This window comes from Mesorhizobium sp. WSM4844 (assembly GCF_055811775.1).
Genome location: NZ_JBVVQB010000089.1, coordinates 12,496 through 17,549, shown reverse-complemented (window position 1 = coordinate 17,549; position 5,054 = coordinate 12,496). Strand labels below are relative to the sequence as shown.

At 61.9% G+C, this 5,054-nt stretch carries 4 protein-coding genes and 1 pseudogene; 2 read left to right on the top strand and 3 right to left on the bottom strand.

Annotation, left to right across the window (positions count from 1 at the left end):
• Positions 1-207: 207 nt before the first annotated feature.
• Positions 208-442, top strand: a pseudogene (locus tag AC0L2A_RS34475) (DUF6429 family protein).
• Positions 443-623: 181 nt separating this feature from the next.
• Here the strand turns inward: AC0L2A_RS34475 and ftsZ are convergent.
• Positions 624-1,631 (bottom strand): cell division protein FtsZ, encoded by a 1,008-nt coding sequence (gene ftsZ / locus AC0L2A_RS34470; protein ID WP_023797312.1) that lies wholly within the window; start codon positions 1,629-1,631, stop codon positions 624-626.
• Between the two features lie 265 nt (positions 1,632-1,896).
• Positions 1,897-2,682 (bottom strand): SDR family NAD(P)-dependent oxidoreductase, encoded by a 786-nt coding sequence (locus AC0L2A_RS34465; RefSeq protein WP_091595352.1) that lies wholly within the window; start codon positions 2,680-2,682, stop codon positions 1,897-1,899.
• Positions 2,683-2,757: 75 nt separating this feature from the next.
• On the opposite strand from AC0L2A_RS34465, the gene uxuA reads away from it, so the two are divergent.
• Positions 2,758-3,942, top strand: a complete 1,185-nt coding sequence (gene uxuA, locus AC0L2A_RS34460; protein ID WP_473612645.1) for a mannonate dehydratase — start codon at positions 2,758-2,760, stop codon at positions 3,940-3,942.
• 15 nt (positions 3,943-3,957) lie between these two features.
• On the opposite strand, the gene AC0L2A_RS34455 is transcribed toward uxuA, so the two are convergent.
• Entirely contained in the window at positions 3,958-4,851 is an 894-nt protein-coding gene (locus tag AC0L2A_RS34455; RefSeq protein ID WP_473612644.1) for a sugar phosphate isomerase/epimerase family protein, read from the bottom strand.
• Positions 4,852-5,054: the final 203 nt, after the last annotated feature.

Here is a 5,054-nt window from a genome sequence, read left to right as displayed (position 1 = left end):
CGGGGTGGAGCAGCCCGGTAGCTCGTCAGGCTCATAACCTGAAGGTCACAGGTTCAAATCCTGTCCCCGCAACCAAATCCACAAAACGGCCCGCATCACGCGGGCCGTTTTGCGTTTGCAGCCTGGCGCGGCCAGTTTGATCCTCATCGAGTTACCCGACGGTGTGGGTCTCGGCAGGCGCCGTCTTCCCGTGTTAAACTGCTTGGCATGGAGATGGACACCGACAAGATCGACAATGCCGTTTCTCGGGCTGCTTTGGCTAACGCTGCATGAAGAGAGGCGCGCCTGGAAGGGATTGGATTGGGATGCTCTGGATCGCTTGCACCAGAAGGGACTGATCGCCAATCCGGCAAACAAGGCGAAGTCGGTGGTTCTGACAGATGAGGGCCTGCGACGGGCTGAGGAATTGTTCCGCACCCTGTTCACGCGGCCGGCGCCATGAGCGCTGGCTGGCGTTCCAATTCGACAGCAAGAAGTCGCGCAGGCAAAACCGACAACTTGCTCGGCAGGCTTATCCCGCAACAATCAGGGTTGGGCGTTCCGCCCGATTACCGTCGGCGGCGGTGTCCGGTGCGTCGGACCTTCAGTCGAAACCTGCCGTGGTGCTGCCATAAGGGCGTCGCTCAATTCACACGGTTTTCCAACCCCACCGTCAGCGGAATCTCAAGCCCCCGCCGCAATCCCGTCGCAACCACCGACACCCTGAATTTTCCTGCGAGCGCCTTGTCGAAAATGGCGCCGACGATGATGTCGGCATCGGCGTCGACCTCCTCGCGGATGCGGGTGGCGGCTTCGTCGACCTCGAACAGCGTCATGTCAGTGCCGCCCGATATCGAGACAAGGACGCCCTTGGCGCCCATCATCGACGCTTCGTCGAGAAGCGGGTTTGCGATCGCCGCTTCGGCTGCCTTCCTGGCGCGGTCCTCGCCGGTGGCTTCGCCGGTCCCCATCATCGCGCGACCCATATCGCGCATCACCGACTTCACATCGGCAAAGTCGAGATTGATCAGGCCTTCCTTGACGATGAGATCGGTGATGCAGCCGACGCCGGCATAGAGTACGCGGTCCGCCATGGCGAAAGCGTCCGCGAACGTCGTCTTGGCATCGGCGATCCTGAAGAGGTTCTGGTTCGGTATGACGATGACGGTATCGGCGCTTTCGCGCAGCCGCTCGATGCCCTCATTGGCGGCATGCATTCGGCGGTTTCCTTCGAAGACGAACGGCTTGGTGACGACGGCCACGGTCAGTATTCCTGCGTTGCGCGCGGCCTGCGCTATGACCGGTGCTGCACCGGTTCCAGTTCCGCCTCCCATGCCTGCGGTCACGAAACACATATGCGTTCCCGCAAGATGGTCCATGATTTCGTCGATAGATTCCACGGCCGCGGCATGGCCGACCTCGGGCAGGGATCCTGCACCAAGGCCTTCCGTGACGTGCGCTCCCAATTGGATCAGCCGCGTTGCCTTCGACATGGTGAGCGCCTGGGCATCGGTGTTGGCAACGATGAACTCGGTGCCCTGCAAGCCTTCGGCGATCATGTTGTTGATGGCGTTGCCGCCACCGCCGCCAACCCCGATGACGGATATTTTGGGCCTCATCTCCGAGATTGTCGGCCTCGTTGCAGTGTTCATTTGCCGTCTCTCCCCTTGAATGCGCAAGCGCAGCGGTCGGTGGAAGGCATGTTCCCGGCGCGCTGCAAAGATTTTTGACAGTGCGCGAATCAGGACAGCCCAGCGTAACCAAGGGAATCAGACGGTTGAACCGGCTGCAAGTGCAGTATTCGCGCTCGCGCATGTTATGCGCTATTGGTTCGCCCCGTCGGTGCTTCGTGTGGCGGCTGACCGAAAATCGTCCGATGACAACGTCTCCCCTAAAGCCGAGACCGATCTTCCCGTTCTACTTCACGCCGATGCCGGCAGTCAGGCCGCCATCGATCCTGTAGTCCGCGCCGGTGCAGAACCCGGCTTTCGACGAACACAGAAAGGCGATGAGTTCCGCCACTTCCTCCGGCTCGCCGATGCGCCCGATGGGGTGCGCTTCGCCGAAGCGCTTGTAGGCGGCCTCGACATCGGCGTCGGTGCCGTTTTCGCCGCGCGCCGCCTTTTCCAGGATCGGGGTGCGGATCGAGCCCGGGCTGACGGAATTGACGCGAATGCCGGAGCGCGCGTGGTCGAGCGCCAGAGCGCGCGTCAATGTGTGGATGGCGCCCTTGGTCGTGGCATAGGCGGCGACGTTCTGCTGGCAGGCGAAACCTTGCACCGAAGCCACGTTGACGATGGCGCCGCCGCCTCGCCTGATCATTTCCGGAATACCGAAATGCGCGGTCAGGTAGATCGAGCCGACATTGACGGACATCGCCCGGTTCCAGATGTCGAAATCGGTGCTAACAGCGGTGCCATACGGATGGACCGCCGCGGAATTGACGATGATATCGAGGCCGCCGAACCGCTCGACACCGGCTGCGACCGCGTCGCGGACCTGATCCGGCACGGAGACGTCGACGGCCACGACCAGCGCCTCGGCGCCGGAGCTGCCCAGTTCCGCTCTCATCGCCGTGTTGGCCGCGCGGTCGATGCCGCAGGCGATGATCGCCGCCCCGCCCGCCGCAAGACGTCTGGCGGTTGCCAGGCCGATCCCGGTCGTCCCCGTCACCAGAGCGATCTTGCCGTCGAAATCCTTCATTGCGCAAACTCCTTTAATTTGACTTCCATTGTGGCCCAACAATACGGTTCCGTTTTATCGCAAAGGAAAGCCTCGATGGAACAATGCTGGCGCTGGTATGGCCCTGACGACCCGGTGACGCTCGATCATGTCAAGCAGGCCGGAGCCACGGGCGTCGTATCCGCCCTGCATAATATCTATGACGGCCGCGCCTGGCCTTTGACGGACGTTTTGGAGCGCAAGCGGGTCATCGAGGCCGAAGGGCTGACCTGGTCGGTTGTGGAGAGCATTCCTGTCCACAATTCGATCAAGATCGGCTCGGCGGAACGGCTTCGCTATGTCGGCTGGTACAAGGACACGATCCGTGCGCTCGCCAAGGCTGGCATTGCGACGATCTGCTATAACTTCATGCCGGTGGTCGACTGGACCCGCACCGACCTTGCCTATCGGCTTCCAACGACGGGCTACGCACTGCGGTTCGATGCGATCGATTTTGCCGCCTACGACCTGTTCGTCCTGAAGCGCAGGAATGCCGAATTCGGCTACAGCGCGGCACGTATCGCGGAAGCGGAATCGCGACTGAAGGAATTGAGCGAAGAGCATATCGACAGGATCGAGCGCAATCTCATTGCCGGCCTGCCGGCAACCGAGCGCAGCTACAACCGGGATAGTTTTCGTGAGGCATTGGCGGAATATGACTCGATCGGGCCGAAGGAGCTGCGCGACAATCTTGCCTGGTTTTTGCGCGAGATCATTCCGGTGGCCGAGCAGGAGGGGGTGCGCATGTGCATCCATCCCGACGACCCGCCATTCTCGCTCTATGGCCTGCCACGGATCGTTTCGACCGCCGAGGACGCGCGTTTCATCCTCAACGCCGTCGACAGCCCGGCCAACGGCCTGACATTCTGCACCGGCTCCTACGGCACGCGCGCAGACAACGACATCGTCGGCATGGTCAACGAGTTCGCCGACCGGATCCATTTCGTCCATCTCCGCAATGTAACCATCGAGGATGACGGCTCCTTCCATGAAGCCGAGCATCTGGAGGGCGGCACCGACATGGCGCATGTCATCCTCGCTTTGATGCAGGAAGAGACGCGCCGCCGTAGGGAAGGTCGCGCCGACTGGCAGATTCCCATGCGACCCGATCATGGCCATCTGCTCGCCGACGATATCGGCAAGACCAGGATCAACCCCGGCTATTCTTTGATCGGCCGCCTGAAAGGCCTGGCCGAGCTGCGTGGCATCATGCGCGCCGTGGAACGTTTTGAGCTGGCCTGAGGATCGCAACCGGAGCTAAGGCTGATGGCTTGACGCAACAAGCTCGGCCTTGCGCCGCGCCGTCTCCAGCCCGATGGCGATGAAGCGGCGCGCATGCCGGGCCAGCTCCATATTGTCGGTCCACAGATTGCGCCAGATGGCGGTTTTCTTCGACAGGTTCTCGTCGACGATCTCCGACGAGAAGGATTCGAAGCTGAGGTCGTCGCCATAGCCGATTGCGGTCAGCGCATCGAAGATCGCGGCAAAGTCGATGTTGCCGGTGCCGAGGAAGCCGCGATGGCTCTCACCGATATGGACATAGCCGATCTTTTTGGCGGCGTGGCGGATGGCCAACCCGACATCGGCCTCCTCGATGTTCATGTGGAACGTGTCGAGATGCAGAAAAATGTTGTCGGAACCGGTGTCCTCGATGAAGGCCAACCCTTGCGCCGCGGTGTTGAGCAGATTGCTCTCGAACCGGTTGACGATCTCGAGGTTGAGCGTGACGCCGGCGGCCTTGGCGGTCTCCGCGACCTTGGCAAGCGTGGCGGCACTGCGGTTCCATTGATCGCGCGTCGGCGCCTCAGTCTGCAATCCATGGCTGGCGCTGAGGATGCCGGCGACCTTCCGGCCGCCGAGATCGCGGGTGAGCGCGATCGTGTAATTGAGGACTTCGACGCCGTGCGCTGCAATCGCCTTGTCGGCGCTTGAAATGTCGCCGTCGGGCGGCAGCCCGATGCTGATCGCCACGCCGAGATCGAGCTCGGCGATGCGCTTGGCCAGCCCGCCAACATCGACATTGGCGGGGTCAAGATAGGAGAATTCGATCAGGTCGAAGCCCGCCTCCCTGGTGTTGGCCAGCGTCCGTTCGAGGTCGTCTTGCGCTGAGCTCGCCGACCAGACGAAAGAGTGGATTCCAATGCGCGACATGATCGTCTCCTGCTGCTCGAGAGCATCGGAACCAAAAGTGGGAACCGGTTTGGGGATAAATCCGATGCTCAAACAAAAAATTGGTGGGGGGGGGGGCCCCCCCCCCCCCCCCCCCCCGGGGCGGGGCCCCCCCCCCCCCCGGCCGCCCAAGAAAATAAATATAATTTTTTCCGAGATTGACATCAGGCGGGGGACCGCCCCCG

Coding starts and splice junctions, on each gene's coding strand:
- ftsZ (WP_023797312.1), bottom strand. CDS start 1,631: ATGAACACTGCAACGAGGCCGACAATCTCGGAGATGAGGCCCAAAATA.
- AC0L2A_RS34465 (WP_091595352.1), bottom strand. CDS start 2,682: ATGAAGGATTTCGACGGCAAGATCGCTCTGGTGACGGGGACGACCGGG.
- uxuA (WP_473612645.1), top strand. CDS start 2,758: ATGGAACAATGCTGGCGCTGGTATGGCCCTGACGACCCGGTGACGCTC.
- AC0L2A_RS34455 (WP_473612644.1), bottom strand. CDS start 4,851: ATGTCGCGCATTGGAATCCACTCTTTCGTCTGGTCGGCGAGCTCAGCG.